Here is a 15,357-nt window from a genome sequence, read left to right on the forward strand (position 1 = left end):
ATCCTGCTCCCTTATTTGGGTTGGTGAATATGGAATAAGCATGGTATTGATTTAGTAAGCTTTCAAATCAAAGGCATTAAGGAGTATGAAGTTTCCCACACAGTTCGCTGATGCCTTCTGGCAAGCGCAGGGAAAAACGATGCAGGGTATCTGGGTTAACGCTGTGAATGGCTTCATCAGAGACCGCTAGCACGGCTTTCCATGGCTGCCAGAATGCCAATAGCTGTGATCTGGGCTGTTCAAAGGCTGCGACAATTTGTGTGGGTTTGTGCGCCAGCACCCCCTCCATCGCGACTTCGGGGTAATCGGACAGGGCATCAGCGAACACGTTCTGCGCGTTACAGATAGCAAGCATCTGACTGGCCCAGGCATGCGGGCCAATACTCATCATGGGCGTTGGCCACATATAGTAAAAGACCTTTACCTCTGTTTGCTGAGCGTAAGTGTCTCTCAGCTTTTGCAGCTTTTGCAGATAGTCATCCGCCAGTTGTGCGGCAAGTTCAGACTTACCCAGACGTTTACCCAATGCCTTCAACTCGCTGGCTATATCTTCCGGCCTTTGGGGGCTGGATAAAAATACCTCAAAGCCCAGTGACTGCAGCCGTTCAATATCCTGCGGCTTATTACCTCCTTGCCAGGCCAGAATTAAATCCGGCTTTAAACGCATCAGGGCTTCGAAATTCACACCTTGGTAACTGGCAACTTGTGGCAGCGTTTTGGCCGCTTCCGGATAATCGCTAAACTCACTCACTGCCACTAGCTGCTCGCCGGCTTGCAGAGAATACACCAGCTCTGTGGTATGGGGTGCCAGACTGACTATGCGATCAGCGGCAAACACTGACAGGCCGGGCAGTAATAAAAATAGGGAAACAATAAGACCTTTCATCATATTCCTTTGATAAACAAGGGCAGGGTAGATAACAGCAAGCTCAGTGAAATCACCAACCACTGGGTTTTTACTATGGCCATCTTGGCTGTCTGGATATCGGCTGGTTCGGCTTGGCGCTCGCCACCGCATTTGGGCAGGCGGACTTTGTTGCCGTTGTAAAAAGCCGGTCCGCCTAGCTGAATACCCAAGGCGGCACCTGAATAAGCCAGCAAGGTCACTCTGGGCGTGCGTTGGGCGCCTTGTTGAATGCCTGCTTTGCTGCCTTTCTGGGGCGCATGTACCAACAGCAATAACAACATGCTAAGCCGGGACGGAAAAAATTGCAGCCAGCGACATGCCCAGGCCAAAGGTGCGCCAAAATAGCGATACTCGGCTTGACGCACATTCCAAACCTGACTGAATTCGTACAGCAGCCGGTAAGTTAGGGCACCCAGCCCGCCAAGCAGCATGTACCAGAACAGCGCAGCGGCATACTGGTGATAAAAACGCAGTAACCCGCTTTCAATCACGGCTTTGCTTAAGCCCATGCTGGTGAGTTGTTCGGTATCCCGTAGCAGTAGTGGCTGGGCAAGATTTCGGGCCAGGGATTTTTTGCCAGCATCCAAGGCTCGTTGAATTTTACCTAAGGCATCCAGCACGGGCTGGTAGGTCAGTGCCATAAACAGCAAGAAGGCATCAAAAAAGGCTGGGAACTCTGCCAGGTAGATAAACAGCCCAATACAGACCAGAATGGGGGCGAGCACCACAATAGGGCCCAGGCTGCCTGACAAACGCTGCTGACCAATACTATGGCCTTTGGGGTTAACCTTGGCAGCCATGCGACTAGCCAGCAAACGGAAAAAGGATAAGGGATGGTATTTAGCTGGCCAGCGCCAGAGCTTTTCGACCATAACCACCACAAGCAATAACCAGACTGCCTGTAATTGGGGATGGAAGAACAGCTCGGCCAGCATGATCTTAGCGGGACTGCGACAAGGTCTTGATCATATCCATGACCAGATTGGCAGAATTTTTGGCCGCTTTTTCCAAATACTGCTCAAAAGAAACCTTTGAGCTGGTGCCGGCAATATCTGACAGGGAGCGGATTACCAAAAACGGCGTATCCAGCATATGCGCCGTTTGAGCAATGGCTGCGCCTTCCATTTCCACCGCTTTCATGTCCGGGAATTTGTCGCGAAGCACTGCGGCGGCATCATCGCAGCCGATAAAGGCGTCGCCGGTACAGATAAGGCCGGTTCTAAAATTGACATGCAGCACATCGCGGGTGGCATGTTCTGCTGCCGCAATCAGGCGCGGATCACAGGTATAGCGCGCTGGCATACCGGCCATTTGTCCAGCCTGATAGCCAAAATGGGTAAGGTCGGCATCATGGTGTAAGACTTCGCTGCCAATCACCACATCGCCTACCACTAAGTCAGTGTCAAAGCCACCGGCGGAGCCTGTATTGATCACAAAGTCCGGGGCAAACTGGTCAATCATCAATGTCGTGGCGACGGATGCGGCGACCTTGCCGATACCACATTTGACCAGAATCACTTCCACGTCATGCATAGTGCCATCATAAAAATCCAGATGCGCATGGCGGGTGTGGTTGATGTTCTTCAAAGACTCTTTAAGCAGCGCAACTTCCTGATCCATTGCGCCCAGAATGGCTATTTTCATGACATTACTTCATAGGGGAAATTGGCCGCTAGTTTAATAACTTGGGACGGTCAGTCCAAGAATTAAAAATTGGGCGTCAGGAGTTTATAGCTGGCAGACGCGATGGAGAGGCAACGCTAAAATCGGCTTGTGCTACGAAGAGCGGGGCCTGAGTGAAAATTTCCACCAGACCCAAGAGAAATTACATGCCATTGGCTTCAATTTTTACATCATTGGGAAAAGGCCGCCCCTGCCCGGTTTCCACATAGTCTCTGAGGCTTAACAAGAAGGTTGCCCACTTGGTAGAGCAATGATGAAAGAAGGGATTTTCCTCAGTCCAGCCGGTGTGGCGGAACATCAATTGGTTGTGTGCGGGAGTCTCTTGTATGTTGAATTCAATATGGGTGCCCAGCCAGTCCTCTGGCCCTCTGATGCATTTCCAGCAGACTTGGCGGCCATCGTTTCTGATAACCTGCATATCAAAACTGCCGTTGTTGCTGAAAGTGAAGGTCAGTATTTGTCCTTCACCGGATTGCCCATGAACATCATGCGTCCACCAGGCTTTCAGACCTTCCAGTCTGGTCAGTGCCTGGTGAATTTTTTCAGCGGGGTGTGAGGTTGAAAAAGTTAAACAAATATTTGGCATAGCCTGTCTCCTTATGAGTAGGACGCGCTTACTTGGCGTCGATACCCTATGCTAGGCTTTTGCCAGGGTAATGAAATAGTATGCAAATGAAATGCTGGTCTCTAATATCTAATTGAATAATAAGAAAAATATTTCCATTTTCGAGCGACAAAAAAACTAAGGTTTCCAAACATGGAAAATGACGACAAACTGGATGCGGTATTTTTCGCGTTATCTGACCGACGGCGACGTTTGTTATTAGCCGAGTTGGCAGGCGGGCCACAGTCCATAGGTGAGCTGGCGGCCCGTGTCGGGATGAAAATCAGTGCCGCATCCAAACACATCAGTTTACTGGAAGCCGGGCAACTGATAGTTAAAAGTAAACGCGGAAAGGAAACCTACTGTCATCTGGAGCTGGCTATCTGGCAGGAAGTATTGAGTTTTATCAGCATGGATAGCGCATTCTGGTCTGGTCGCTTTGACGAACTGGAGCACTTTTTGAAGACGCAAGAGGCGGTGAATGGATCCCATCATAGTTAAGCGTGTGTTTCCCTGTGCCAAGCGCCAGTTGTTTGATGCCTGGTCCAAGCCGGCATTAATGATGAAATGGTTCTTTAAGGGACAGCAGCCAAATGCCCCCAGTACCGTCAATAACAGCTTTACCTTGGGGGGTGAGTATGAAGTGATTATGCATTTGCCGTCAGGTGATTACCGCCATTACGGTACGTACAGCGCCATTCACCGTTATCACCATATTGCGTTTAGCTGGAATTCCCATTTGGTGCAAAACAGCAGGGTGAGTCTAGACTTTAAGGCCCTGTCGCCCAATCGCACCGAGCTAACCCTGACCCATCATCAATTTCCTAATGAAGAGGTGCGTGGCAAACATAATGAAGGCTGGCAAGGTTGTCTGGATAATCTGGAACGCTTGGCTACGCAGCTGGTGTCAACAAAGTAACCACCATTTGTACCTACCAATGACGCGAAAATTTCTCTCCCTATTCGGCCATCAATGGTTTTTTACTGGATGATTTAATCATGCAACTTGAGGGTTTAAGTGTTGATGAGATTGCCCCGTCAGCCAGTGAATATCGCCACTTGAGAGCGCTGGTGGGTTGGTCTAATGATTTGGACGAACAATCGATGATTGGCAGCCTGGCAAACTCGCTTTATCACGTCACCTTGCGTAACAACAACCAACTGGTGGGTATGGCCAGAGTGGTAGGGGATGGGTATATGTACTTTTATATTCAGGATGTGGTTGTTCACCCCGATTGGCAAAGATGCGGTATTGGCCACTTGCTGATGGGAAGGGTCGAAGATTTCCTTAAACAAGCCGCAAGACCGGGAGCAACAGTAGGTTTATTGGCCGCCAAAGGGAAGGAAGGCTTTTATCGTGACTACGGCTACCTGGAACGCAATGGCAGCGAACTAGGCTTAGGTATGTGCCGATTTGTAAAGTGAAGGTAGTAAACCTTTAAAAAGACTTCTTCGCAAAGTGGCCTGCTGACCTCGGGCTGCGTTAATCAACCAACTAAAATAGGAATGCCTTCCCTGGCTCCATCATAAATACTTATGCCGTTATGGCGCGGCCCAAACCAGCCTTATCGTCTTTAATCGTGCCTTGTACCAGGGGCTTTTTCGGTTCTTTGTAACGCATGGGGGCCAGTTTGGCCTCGATGCAATCACGAATTTCCTGGGCCGAATAACCCGACTTCACCTTAATGCGCAAGTGTGGAATGCGGGCGGCATCCAGGCTGCTGCTGACATACCAGTCGCGCTGACTTTTGTAGCCGTCTTTTCCGGCGTTATGCACCAGATCCACTGCCACCACAGGACTCATATCGGTTTTGTCACACAGTACAAAATCCAGTTGTCTGGAAGCGGCTTTTTGTAACGCGCTACGCGCGGTTTTTTTGTCGGTGCCCTGGCGCAGGCTGAGAATATCGCTGAGTTTGACCCGGCAGATGACCCGGTATTGATGGCCAACAGCGCTTTCGAGCAGCTCAAGGAAAGTGCGTTCGACGGGGGTAAACAGGTTACTGCGTTTTTTAAACGGAAAGGCCAGCTTTTCGCCCGTCAGTTTAATGGCGCCGATAGCCACCACAATTAGCATCATTAGCAGAACAATGGTCAGTTCCATAGCAGTCTCCAAAGAAAATAAGCCAAGCTTTTGACACTTGGCGCAAGTATGGGAGAGTCTGCAAATTAGGTGCCAGAACTGGCCGGGGTGAAGGCTCTGGTTATTCTTTTACCAGCATATCAATCTGGCTACCCTTGCCATCGGCCGAGATCACCACAACCCAGCGACCTTGCTTGTCTTCTAATACCTGACGGTCTTTACTTTGACTTTGTAACGCATCGCTAAGTTGGTCTTGATAAAAGGCCAGAGTCTGTGCCGGTGTCAGGGCTGAGAAATAACTCAAGGTTGCCGGTAGCTTGTCGTCAAATATGTGACAAGAACCAGCCTTTTCAACCAGCGGCAGTTGATGGAACTGTTCGGGACAGTCTGTTGCGGCCAGGCTCGACGCAGAGAGCGCCAGCAGCAACAAACAGGATTTTTTAATCGCCATGGTGTGCAAGTCTCTTAATGAGGTATGGTTACTATAGAATGTCCCGCAGGGGGCGACAAATAGCCGGTGTGATACAAAGGTATAAGATGAGTCTGGAAAAAGTGATGACCAAGCGAGTGGTAACTATCGGCGCAGATGCCAGTCTTGCCGAGGTGCAACGCATTTTTGCTGCCAAGCTTTTTCATCATTTGCTGGTGGTGGAAAACGACCAATTGGTGGGTATGGTTTTGGACCGCGACCTGCTTAAAGCGCTCAGCCCTAATTTGGGTACGGCCTCGGAAACCCTCCGGGATACCGCGACGCTGAATAAGAAAGTACATCAGATTATGACGCGCCAACTGTGGGTGCTGACACAAGACGATGACATCTACGATGCAATTAGCCTGATGAACCAGCAAAAAATTTCCTGCCTGCCGGTAATAGATGAACACCGCAAACCCATCGGAATTTTAAGTTGGCGCGATATACTGCGCTTGTTGTCGGAAGGGAAGGCCAAACGCGACAGGCAATTTGATGCTTACCATCAGCCATTGCAGCACCGGGACGATATTATCTGACCTATAAAAAACGCAGCCTAGGCTGCGTTTTTAGCTTCTCGAATGTTTGCTTTATCAGACGTTGAGGTAGTCCAGAATACCTTCGGCGGCCTGGCGGCCTTCAAAGATAGCGGTAACCACCAAATCTGAGCCTCTAACCATATCACCACCAGAGAAGATCTTGGGGTTACTGGTCTGGAAGGGGTACTTGCCTTTAGCTGGTGCTCTGACCCGGCCTTTTTCATCCAGGATAATGCCGTAATCAGCAAACCAGTTGGCCGGACTTGGCTGAAAACCAAAAGCGATAATCACCGCATCGGCTTCCAGTACATGCTCGGAACCGGGCACAGCTTCGGGGCTGCGACGACCCGCGGCATCCGGTGCGCCTAACTGGGTTTTCACCAGTTTAACGCCACAGGCTCGGCCCGCTTCATCGACAGCTATATCCAGAGGTTGCAGGTTAAACTGGAAGTCCACCCCTTCCTCACGGGCATTTTGTACTTCCCGACGTGAACCTGGCATGTTTTCCTCGTCACGACGATAAGCACAGATAACCTTTTCCGCGCCCTGGCGCACGGCAGTGCGCACACAGTCCATAGCGGTATCACCACCACCTAGCACCACCACCTTCTTGCCTTTCATATCCACATAGTCAAAGGCAGCTTGTTCCAGTCCCATCAACTTGTTGGTATTGGCAATCAGGTAAGGTAGGGCTTCATATACACCAGGTGCAGATTCGTTATCGAAGCCACCTTGCATATAGCGATAGGTACCCATGCCCAGGAATACCGCATCGTATTCATCCAGTAACTGCTGGAAGGGGATGTCTTTGCCGATTTCGGTATTCAGTACAAACTCCACACCCATTTCGGTAAAGATCTCGCGGCGTAGCTGAATAACGTCTTTTTCCAGCTTAAAGGCCGGGATACCAAAGGTCAGCAAGCCACCGATTTCCGGATATTTGTCGAACACAACCGGTGTGACACCGTTACGCACCAAAATATCGGCGCAGGCCAGGCCTGCCGGACCTGCACCGACGATGGCCACGCGTTTTTCGGTTTTGACCACACCGGACATATCCGGTCGCCAGCCCATTTTAAACGCCGTGTCGGTAATAAACTTCTCAATGGAGCCGATGGTCACGGCGCCAAAGTCGTCACTTAAGGTACAAGCACCTTCGCACAGACGGTCCTGCGGACACACCCGGCCACAGACTTCCGGTAAGCTGTTGGTTTTGTGTGACAGCTCCGCGGCTTCCAAAATCCGGCCTTCGTTGGCCAGCTTCAGCCACTGCGGAATATAGTTGTGCACCGGGCACTTCCATTCACAGTAGGGGTTACCGCAATCCAGACAGCGGTCAGCCTGTCCGGCAGCCTGAGAATCGCTCATCGGCTGATAGATCTCGGCAAATTCGCTACGACGGATGGCCGCTGGCTTTTTGGGAGGATCGATACGCTCGACATCGACAAACTGATATACGTTTTTTGCCATAGTGTTTCTTCCTCCTTACTGGGCCTGAACGCGCAACTCGGCGCTGGAACGGCTGATATGACCCAGCAGATTCTTCACATCGCTGGTCTTAGGTTTGACCAAGCGGAACTGCTTTAAGTACTGATTAAACTGGCTGAGGATCTCCAGTGAGTGTTCACTGCCAGTTTCTTCGTAGTGCTGGTTGATTAAGCCACGCAGGTGCTCGGCCAGAATCGGCTTATCGTCGATACTCAGTACCTCGACCAGATCCGCGTTAACGCGGCGATCAAAATCATTGGCCTTGTCCAGTACATAGGCAAAACCTCCTGTCATACCGGCACCAAAGTTAACGCCGGTCTGACCCAGGATGGCGACGATACCGCCTGTCATATACTCACAGGCGTTATCACCTGTGCCTTCCACGACAGCAACTGCCCCGGAGTTGCGCACGGCAAAACGCTCACCGGCACGACCCGCCGCAAACAACTTGCCGCCGGTTGCGCCGTATAGGCAAGTGTTACCCATAATGGCGCTGTCGTGCGTGGCGTAATGCACGCCCGCCGGTGGATGAATAGTGATCTTGCCGCCTGTCATGCCTTTGCCCACATAATCGTTGGCATCACCAATCAGGTGCAGTTCCAGACCTCCGGCATTCCATACGCCGAAGCTTTGTCCGGCTGTGCCGGTCAGCGTAATGCGCAGCGGATAGTCGGCCATACCCTGGTTGCCATGGCGCTCGGCAATATAGCCGGAAATGCGGGCACCCACAGAACGGTCGGTGTTACGAATGCTGTAACGCCAACTGCCACCGCTCTTGTTCTCTACGGCTTGTTGAACGTCTTGCAGGATCTGCAGGTTCAGCTCCCCCTTATCCAGCGGCGCGTTGGTTACCTCGGAGCAGAACAGCTTAGTGTGTGCCGCAGCTTCTGGCTTGGCCAGAATCGGTGACAAATCCAGGCGTTGCTGGCGGGCATTGAAGCCGTCGATAACCTCGAGCAATTCGGTACGGCCAATCAGCTCTTCCAGTTTACGTACACCTAAAGCGGCCATCAGTTCGCGTGTTTCACGGGCAATAAACTTGAAGTAGTTCATGACCATGTCCGGCAAACCAATAAAGTAGTTGTCGCGCAGGTTCTTATCCTGAGTGGCAACACCAGTAGCGCAGTTATTTAAATGGCAGATACGCAGATATTTACAACCCAGCGCCACCATAGGGCCAGTACCAAAACCGAAGCTCTCAGCGCCCAGAATAGCGGCCTTGATTACGTCCAGACCGGTCTTCAGACCACCGTCGGTTTGTACTCTTACTTTATGGCGCAGGCCGTTTTCCACCAGAGCCTGTTGACTCTCCGCCAGACCCAGTTCCCAAGGGCTACCAGCATATTTTACCGAGGTGAGCGGGCTGGCACCGGTACCGCCGTCATAGCCGGATACCGTAATCAGATCGGCATAGGCCTTGGCTACACCTGTGGCGACAGTGCCGACCCCTGGCTCAGAGACCAGCTTGACCGAAATCAGTGCCTTAGGGTTAACCTGTTTCAGGTCGAAAATCAGCTGAGCCAAATCTTCAATAGAATAAATATCGTGATGCGGCGGCGGTGAAATCAGGGTCACGCCTGGCACCGAATAGCGCAGCTCAGCGATGTATTTATTGACCTTGTCACCCGGCAACTGACCACCTTCACCGGGCTTGGCACCTTGTGCTACCTTGATTTGCAACACATCGGCGTTGACCAGATAGTGTGGGGTAACACCAAAGCGGCCGGAGGCAATTTGCTTAATACGCGAGTTTTTCTCGGTACCAAAACGCGCAGGATCTTCACCGCCTTCTCCTGAGTTGGACTGACCGCCCAAACGGTTCATGGCAATGGCCAGGGCTTCATGGGCTTCGGGGCTGAGGGCACCTATACTCATAGCGGCGGTATCAAAGCGCGGATACAGGGCTTCCACCGGCTCCACTTCATTGATGTCGATACCTTGCTGGCTGAACTTCAGCTTGAGCAAGTCACGGATATGCGCCACCGGGCGCTCATTAACCAGCGCCGCAAATTCCTGATAGTCGGCGTACTCACCACTGACTACGGCTTTTTGCAAGGTGCTGACCACATCCGGGTTATAGGCATGGTATTCACCGTCGTGCACATACTTAAGCAAGCCACCATGACTGATGGTTTTACGCTTAATCCAGGCAATACGGTTAAGGTTTTGAATATCCTGCTCAAAATCGTCGAAGTTGGCACCTTGGATACGGCTGGGTACGCCGTGGAAGCATAGCTTCATCACATCCTGATGAATACCTATGGCTTCGAACAGCTTGGCGCAGCGATAACTGGCCACGGTGCTGATACCCATCTTCGACATGATCTTATACAGACCTTTATTGATGCCCTTACGATAATTCAGTACCGCTTCCATTAAGGGAATATCCAGCTCGCCTTTATCCGCCATCTGTTCGATAACTTCATAGGCCAGGAAGGGGTAAACCGCCGTGGCGCCCAGGCCAATTAATACGGCAAAGTGATGCGGGTCGCGCGCCGAGGCAGTTTCTACCACTATATTGGCGTCGCAGCGCAGGGCTTTTTCCACCAACCGGCGCTGCACCGCTCCCACTGCCATTGGCGCCGGGATAGGCAGACGATTGGCTTTTATTTTGCGATCCGAGAGGATCACAAAGGCCGCTTTTTTCTGTCTGACCAGGTATTCGGCCTCATCACAGACACGTTTCAGCGCTGCTTTCAGCCCCTCTTCGGGTGCGTAGTTGAGGTCGATGACTTCGGAGTAATAGTACTCTGAGTCATACTCACGCAGTTGTTTGAGGTCGGTATAGACCATGATCGGCGACTCAAACAACACCCGGTTGGCATAGCCAGAGGTTTCGCTGAATACGTTCTGCTCACGGCCAATACAGGTCGCCAGTGACATTACGTGGTTTTCCCGCAGCGGATCGATTGGCGGGTTGGTCACCTGTGCAAACAACTGACGGAAATAGTCGTAAATAGTGCGATGCTTACCTGACAGAACAGCCATTGGGGTGTCATCACCCATTGAGCCAACCGCTTCCTGGCCATCTTTGGCCAGTACCTTGATCACCTGCTGAATTTCTTCGTAGCTGTAATTAAACTGCTTGTAGTAGGTGTTCATCATGTCATCGTCAAACAGACGTACACCAATCAGGCTGGCATCGCATTTCTGGATAGGCAGCAAACGGCTGATGTGTTTGTCCAGCCATTCACGATAAGGATGGCGGTTTTTCAGATCTTCATCGATCTCGCTGGAATGCAGTACTTTACCTGTGTAAGTGTCCACCGCCAGCATTTCACCAGGACCGACACGGCCTTTTTCTACTACGTCTTCGGGCTGGTAATCCCAAATCCCTATTTCAGAGGCCAGGGTAATCAGGCCGTCTTTGGTGATCACATAGCGGGCCGGACGCAGACCGTTTCTATCCAGGTTACAAGCAACGTGGCGACCGTTGGTCATCACGATACCGGCCGGGCCATCCCAGGGCTCCATGTGCATTGAGTTAAACTCGTAGAATGCCTTGAGGTCCGGGTCCATGGTGTCATTGTTCTGATACGCAGGTGGCACCAGTAAGCGCATAGCACGGAACAAATCCATGCCACCGGCCAGGAATAGCTCCAGCATGTTGTCTAGTGACGAGGAGTCCGAACCTTCAAAATTGACGAAAGGCGCGGCGTCATGCAAATCCGGAATCAGCGGCGTGCGGAATTTATAAGTACGGGCCTCGGCCCATTCGCGGTTACCCCTGATGGTATTGATTTCACCATTGTGCGCCAGGAAACGGAAAGGCTGAGCCAGCGGCCATCTTGGCAATGTGTTGGTGGAGAAACGCTGGTGGAATACGCAAATGGCGGATTGCATGCGTTCATCGGCCAAATCCAAATAGAAATTCGGCAGATCTTTGGGCATGACCAAGCCCTTGTAGATAGTTACCAGGTTCGACAAGCAGGCAATATAGAAATCCGCATCATGGGCCATGCGCTTTTCGGTGCGGCGGCGAGCCATAAACAAGCGGCGTTCCACGTCTTTCTTACGCCAGCCTGGCGGTGCGTTAACAAACACCTGTTCAATTTGCGGTAATCCGGTCAGCGCCAACTCACCCAGTAACTCCGGGTTAGTGGGCACGACACGCCAGCCCTGTACGTCCAGGGTTTCTTTTTGCAATTCTTCGTTGAGGATATCCCGAGCCTGTTGGGCCTGCACCGGATCCTGGCTGAGAAATACCATGCCAACGCCGTACTTCTTGGCCAGCTTCCAGCCTTTTTCCTCGCCGATAGCGCGGAAGAAAGCATCGGGTTTTTGCAGCAGCAAACCACACCCGTCGCCTGTTTTACCATCTGCGGCAATTCCGCCCCTGTGCTGCATACGATCCAGCGCATGGATAGCGGTTTTAACCAGACTGTGGCTGGGTTGCCCTTGTGTATGGGCAATCAAGCCAAAACCACAGTTATCCCGAGAATCGTTCGGGTTATATAGTCTCATTACTCATGACTCCTTCAACCGTTCGACTGGGCAGGGTGATGTTTTTATTCAGGGGTGGCATGTGCTGGACTCTTTGTGGTCCGTTATTTCATGCGCCTGTGTCGTTAGGATGACCTGTGACAGGTTCTATTTTTATTTGGGGTTACCAGTCTTTCTTGTTTGAACAAGGCAGTTTATTCCCTTCTACCTTGGTTCATATCGTGTCGGTTTTAGCCGACGTCGACGCCTCTTGGCCAATGGCCTTTTCCGCATTCCTATTTAGTTATTGGCCGACCTCAAGCCTGCCTGCACCAATAACGAATCTTTATGCACCCATAAAGAGCGGCTAATGAAAATACCACAATGCTTCTACAAATCAATTACCCAAGAGTAATAAGCTCGAAATGCATTTGGTTATTTTTATGGAAAATTAGGATAAATATTCCGAACTGGTCGGCTTCTGAGCATTTTGCTGCTTTGGTTGTTAGCTTATAACCAAATGTACTGATATCTGTATACGACCAAAATCGTATAAAAAGCAGGCAGGGGTGATTTGTTTTTGGATGAATTAATATTCATCAAATGTGAATATAAATGTTTATCTGTTGTTAGCGAACTGTAGCAATTTCAGAGTACTTGCAGGGACAAGCTAAAATCAGCTTGGGCATTGTTGTTGGCTCTTGCTAGGATGCCGACAATTGTCGTCAGTGGAAATCTTCCCTATGCAACCTTCACCTTCCAGCCAAAATGAATCCTGGGCCATCCGTTTCGCGCAATTTGTCGACCGTTTTGGCACCCTGCGCATTAGCATTTTGTTTGTGATACTGACCCTGATATTCACCATCGCCGGCTCTTATTTCATTCGTTTGTATATGACAGGTGAAGTCCATGTGGAGGATTTTGCCTCTGCCATTATGCTGACATTGTTAAGTGCGCCCTGGGTACTGTATTTCTTCAGTGAGCTGGTCAGACAGTTGGAGATTAGCCGTCATAACCTCAAGGACGTGGTTGCACAGTTGGAAAGTTTGCGTGAAGAGGACGTGCTGCTGAATCGTGAGTTACAAAATAATATTCGCCAGTTAAATATCGAGATAGAAGAGCGGCGCAAGGCGCAGGAAGACAGAGAAAAAGTCTTTGCTGAGCTGGAGCAGGAAATATACGAGAAGTCGGAGAAAGAACAGCATGCATTAAGGCTGTCCTCACTGCTGCGTTCAATCATCGATGCCAGCCCGGATCTGATCTATTTCCGCAACGAAGAAGGACGTTTTGCCGGCTGTAATACGGTTGCCGAACAGATGACAGGTAAAACCGAAGCCGAGCTGATGGGACTGACGCCCCATGAAGTGTATGACGAAGATCTGGCTAATCAGGTAGTGGCAAGTGATCACGAAGTATTGGAGAACAATGTTGGCATTACCGATGAGCTATGGCTGCGGTTTGCCGATGGTAGCAAGCGCTACTATGAAATGCGTAAGGTGCCGTTCTTTGACAAAGAAGGTAACCGCTTAGGTTTACTGGCCTTCGGTCGTGATATCACCGAGCGTAAACACTCTCAGGTGGCGCTGGAAAAAGCCAGCCGCGATAAAACTGCTTTTATTGCCACTATCAGCCACGAATTGCGTACGCCACTCAACGGCATAGTAGGCTTAAGTCGTATGCTCAGAGACACTAAGCTGACCGATGAGCAATATGCCTGGGTTAGCACCATCTACGCCAGTGCAATTACCCTGGGTAATATTTTTAACGACATTATAGACATCGATAAATTGGGGCGCGATAAGCTGGAGTTGGCGCTTAAGACCGTTAGCCTCAAGGACTTCTTTTCTGAACTGTCCAGCATCATTCAGTTGTTGGTGGCAGACAAAAACCTCAATTTCCAGACGCAAATGATCGAGCCTTTGCCTGATTTTGTTGAGGCAGATGGCACCAGGCTGCGCCAGGTGTTGTGGAATTTGTTATTCAATGCGGTGAAGTTTACACAGCAGGGCTCGGTGAGCTTTAGCCTGTCGGCGGAGGCGCCCAAAAACGGTATCTGCAACGTAGTTTTTAAAGTAGCGGATACCGGAGTGGGGATCCCTGAAGAAGAATTACCTAAGATTTTTGCCATGTACTATCAGGTTAAACACCCAGACCACCAGAGCGCCACCGGTACCGGGATTGGTTTGGCCATTTGTAAGAAAATGGTGGAGCTGATGGACGGCGATATCCGGGTGACCAGTGAAGTGGGTAAAGGCACCTGTTTTACCGTTGAATTGCCATTAGCTATCAGTACCCGCCCGGCACAATTAGCTGAACTCAAAATTACCGGTTTGAAGATATTACTGGTAGAAGATATTGAGCTGAATGTGATTGTGGCTAAGGCCTTGCTCGAAAAACTGGGGCAGACGGTGGAAGTGGCGATGACCGGGCGTCAGGCACTGGATATGGCCAGAGCTAATCATTACGACCTGATCCTGCTGGATATTCAACTGCCTGATATGAACGGCTTTGAAGTGGTCAGCCGCATGCATGAGGAAGAACTTGTTGTTGGGACGCCTGTGGTGGCATTGACTGCCAACGTGATTAAAACCCGTCAGGAATATCTGGATCAGGGAATGGATGACGTTATTTCTAAACCCATTAAGAAAAGTCGGGTGGTGGAAGTATTCAACCAGCTGTTCTGCGATGCCTCTGAGCTGCCTTGTTTACCTGAGACAAGTACACCGGCTAAGAGTGAGTCTGTACTGGATTTGGACATGTTACAGATGCTGGTGGATACCATAGGCGCTGAAATGCTCAGCACCAGTGTCAACGTGTTCAATCAGAGTATTCCGCAATACATGGAAATCCTGTTGACCAACTTAAGTGCCAAGGACAAGGATGAAGTCTGCGCTCAGGCTCACAAAATTAAAGGCGCAGCGGGGTCTGTTGGGCTGTCCAGGGTGCAGAAGATAGCTAACCAAATTCAACAGGGCGATCATCCGGCCTGGTGGCAGAATGTTTATGACTGGGTTGAGGAGTTGCAAGATACCCTTAAGCTGGATATTCAATCTCTCAATAATTGGTTGTCTGATCAAACTATTGATGACTGATTTCTGATGGCTTTGTGCTGTCTGGCGGCTTATCTAGCCAGACAGCGTACAACCCATGTTTTATGCAATC

13 protein-coding genes are annotated in these 15,357 nt (G+C 50.5%); 5 read left to right on the plus strand and 8 right to left on the minus strand.

What is annotated here, in order from left to right; translation table 11 throughout:
- Window positions 1-76: 76 nt before the first annotated feature.
- The 4 genes from KJY73_RS00420 to KJY73_RS00435 form a co-directional block, all read right to left on the minus strand.
- The gene (locus tag KJY73_RS00420; RefSeq protein ID WP_214339143.1) at window positions 77-886 is read right to left on the minus strand and encodes a cobalamin-binding protein; all 810 of its coding nucleotides are present in this window, start codon (window positions 884-886) and stop codon (window positions 77-79) included.
- The gene (locus KJY73_RS00425; protein WP_214339145.1) at window positions 886-1,842 is read right to left on the minus strand and encodes a cobalamin biosynthesis protein CobD/CbiB; all 957 of its coding nucleotides are present in this window, start codon (window positions 1,840-1,842) and stop codon (window positions 886-888) included. The genes KJY73_RS00420 and KJY73_RS00425 overlap by 1 nt, the downstream gene beginning before the upstream one ends.
- Window positions 1,843-1,846: 4 nt before the next feature.
- Complete coding sequence (locus KJY73_RS00430; protein WP_206594927.1) at window positions 1,847-2,551, minus strand: 5'-methylthioadenosine/adenosylhomocysteine nucleosidase; 705 nt, start codon at window positions 2,549-2,551, stop codon at window positions 1,847-1,849.
- Window positions 2,552-2,732: 181 nt separating this feature from the next.
- Window positions 2,733-3,176 carry an SRPBCC family protein gene (locus tag KJY73_RS00435; protein ID WP_214339147.1) on the minus strand — a complete coding sequence of 148 codons (444 nt, stop codon included), beginning with the start codon at window positions 3,174-3,176 and terminating at the stop codon, window positions 2,733-2,735.
- A 171-nt stretch (window positions 3,177-3,347) separates the two neighbouring features.
- On the opposite strand from KJY73_RS00435, the gene KJY73_RS00440 reads away from it, so the two are divergent.
- The 3 genes from KJY73_RS00440 (at window position 3,348) to KJY73_RS00450 (ending at window position 4,619) form a co-directional block, all read left to right on the plus strand.
- Window positions 3,348-3,695 (plus strand): ArsR/SmtB family transcription factor, encoded by a 348-nt coding sequence (locus KJY73_RS00440; protein WP_214339158.1) that lies wholly within the window; start codon window positions 3,348-3,350, stop codon window positions 3,693-3,695.
- Window positions 3,676-4,113, plus strand: a complete 438-nt coding sequence (locus tag KJY73_RS00445; RefSeq protein WP_206594933.1) for an SRPBCC family protein — start codon at window positions 3,676-3,678, stop codon at window positions 4,111-4,113. Before KJY73_RS00440 ends, KJY73_RS00445 begins: the two co-directional genes overlap by 20 nt.
- 80 nt (window positions 4,114-4,193) lie before the next feature.
- Entirely contained in the window at window positions 4,194-4,619 is a 426-nt protein-coding gene (locus KJY73_RS00450; RefSeq protein WP_214339161.1) for a GNAT family N-acetyltransferase, read from the plus strand.
- A 109-nt stretch (window positions 4,620-4,728) separates the two neighbouring features.
- On the opposite strand, the gene KJY73_RS00455 is transcribed toward KJY73_RS00450, so the two are convergent.
- On the minus strand, window positions 4,729-5,298 hold the full coding sequence (locus KJY73_RS00455; protein WP_214339165.1) for a DUF2726 domain-containing protein: 570 nt from the start codon (window positions 5,296-5,298) through the stop codon (window positions 4,729-4,731).
- 100 nt (window positions 5,299-5,398) lie between these two features.
- Window positions 5,399-5,728 (minus strand): hypothetical protein, encoded by a 330-nt coding sequence (locus tag KJY73_RS00460; RefSeq protein ID WP_214339168.1) that lies wholly within the window; start codon window positions 5,726-5,728, stop codon window positions 5,399-5,401.
- Between the two features lie 86 nt (window positions 5,729-5,814).
- Between KJY73_RS00460 and KJY73_RS00465 the strand changes: the two genes are divergently transcribed.
- Window positions 5,815-6,285 (plus strand): CBS domain-containing protein, encoded by a 471-nt coding sequence (locus tag KJY73_RS00465; protein WP_214339171.1) that lies wholly within the window; start codon window positions 5,815-5,817, stop codon window positions 6,283-6,285.
- Window positions 6,286-6,339: 54 nt separating this feature from the next.
- Here the strand turns inward: KJY73_RS00465 and KJY73_RS00470 are convergent, their stop codons facing one another.
- Both KJY73_RS00470 and gltB read right to left on the minus strand, forming a co-directional pair.
- On the minus strand, window positions 6,340-7,755 hold the full coding sequence (locus KJY73_RS00470; protein ID WP_214339183.1) for an FAD-dependent oxidoreductase: 1,416 nt from the start codon (window positions 7,753-7,755) through the stop codon (window positions 6,340-6,342).
- A 15-nt stretch (window positions 7,756-7,770) separates the two neighbouring features.
- Window positions 7,771-12,237 (minus strand): glutamate synthase large subunit, encoded by a 4,467-nt coding sequence (gene gltB, locus KJY73_RS00475; protein WP_214339185.1) that lies wholly within the window; start codon window positions 12,235-12,237, stop codon window positions 7,771-7,773.
- A 701-nt stretch (window positions 12,238-12,938) separates the two neighbouring features.
- Here gltB and arcB point away from each other — a divergent pair.
- The gene (arcB, locus tag KJY73_RS00480; protein ID WP_214343155.1) at window positions 12,939-15,287 is read left to right on the plus strand and encodes an aerobic respiration two-component sensor histidine kinase ArcB; all 2,349 of its coding nucleotides are present in this window, start codon (window positions 12,939-12,941) and stop codon (window positions 15,285-15,287) included.
- Window positions 15,288-15,357 lie beyond the last annotated feature (70 nt).

The organism is Bowmanella yangjiangensis, from assembly GCF_018531185.1.
Taxonomy (GTDB): domain Bacteria; phylum Pseudomonadota; class Gammaproteobacteria; order Enterobacterales; family Alteromonadaceae; genus Bowmanella; species Bowmanella yangjiangensis.

What these genes read in the sequence shown, in the direction of transcription:
- KJY73_RS00435 (WP_214339147.1), bottom strand. Translation starts at nt 3,176, where the DNA reads ATGCCAAATATTTGTTTAACTTTTTCAACCTCACACCCCGCTGAAAAA.
- KJY73_RS00460 (WP_214339168.1), bottom strand. Translation starts at nt 5,728, where the DNA reads ATGGCGATTAAAAAATCCTGTTTGTTGCTGCTGGCGCTCTCTGCGTCG.
- KJY73_RS00445 (WP_206594933.1), top strand. Translation starts at nt 3,676, where the DNA reads ATGGATCCCATCATAGTTAAGCGTGTGTTTCCCTGTGCCAAGCGCCAG.
- KJY73_RS00455 (WP_214339165.1), bottom strand. Translation starts at nt 5,298, where the DNA reads ATGGAACTGACCATTGTTCTGCTAATGATGCTAATTGTGGTGGCTATC.
- gltB (WP_214339185.1), bottom strand. Translation starts at nt 12,237, where the DNA reads ATGAGACTATATAACCCGAACGATTCTCGGGATAACTGTGGTTTTGGC.
- KJY73_RS00450 (WP_214339161.1), top strand. Translation starts at nt 4,194, where the DNA reads ATGCAACTTGAGGGTTTAAGTGTTGATGAGATTGCCCCGTCAGCCAGT.
- KJY73_RS00425 (WP_214339145.1), bottom strand. Translation starts at nt 1,842, where the DNA reads ATGCTGGCCGAGCTGTTCTTCCATCCCCAATTACAGGCAGTCTGGTTA.
- KJY73_RS00430 (WP_206594927.1), bottom strand. Translation starts at nt 2,551, where the DNA reads ATGAAAATAGCCATTCTGGGCGCAATGGATCAGGAAGTTGCGCTGCTT.
- KJY73_RS00465 (WP_214339171.1), top strand. Translation starts at nt 5,815, where the DNA reads ATGAGTCTGGAAAAAGTGATGACCAAGCGAGTGGTAACTATCGGCGCA.
- KJY73_RS00470 (WP_214339183.1), bottom strand. Translation starts at nt 7,755, where the DNA reads ATGGCAAAAAACGTATATCAGTTTGTCGATGTCGAGCGTATCGATCCT.
- KJY73_RS00420 (WP_214339143.1), bottom strand. Translation starts at nt 886, where the DNA reads ATGAAAGGTCTTATTGTTTCCCTATTTTTATTACTGCCCGGCCTGTCA.
- KJY73_RS00440 (WP_214339158.1), top strand. Translation starts at nt 3,348, where the DNA reads ATGGAAAATGACGACAAACTGGATGCGGTATTTTTCGCGTTATCTGAC.
- arcB (WP_214343155.1), top strand. Translation starts at nt 12,939, where the DNA reads ATGCAACCTTCACCTTCCAGCCAAAATGAATCCTGGGCCATCCGTTTC.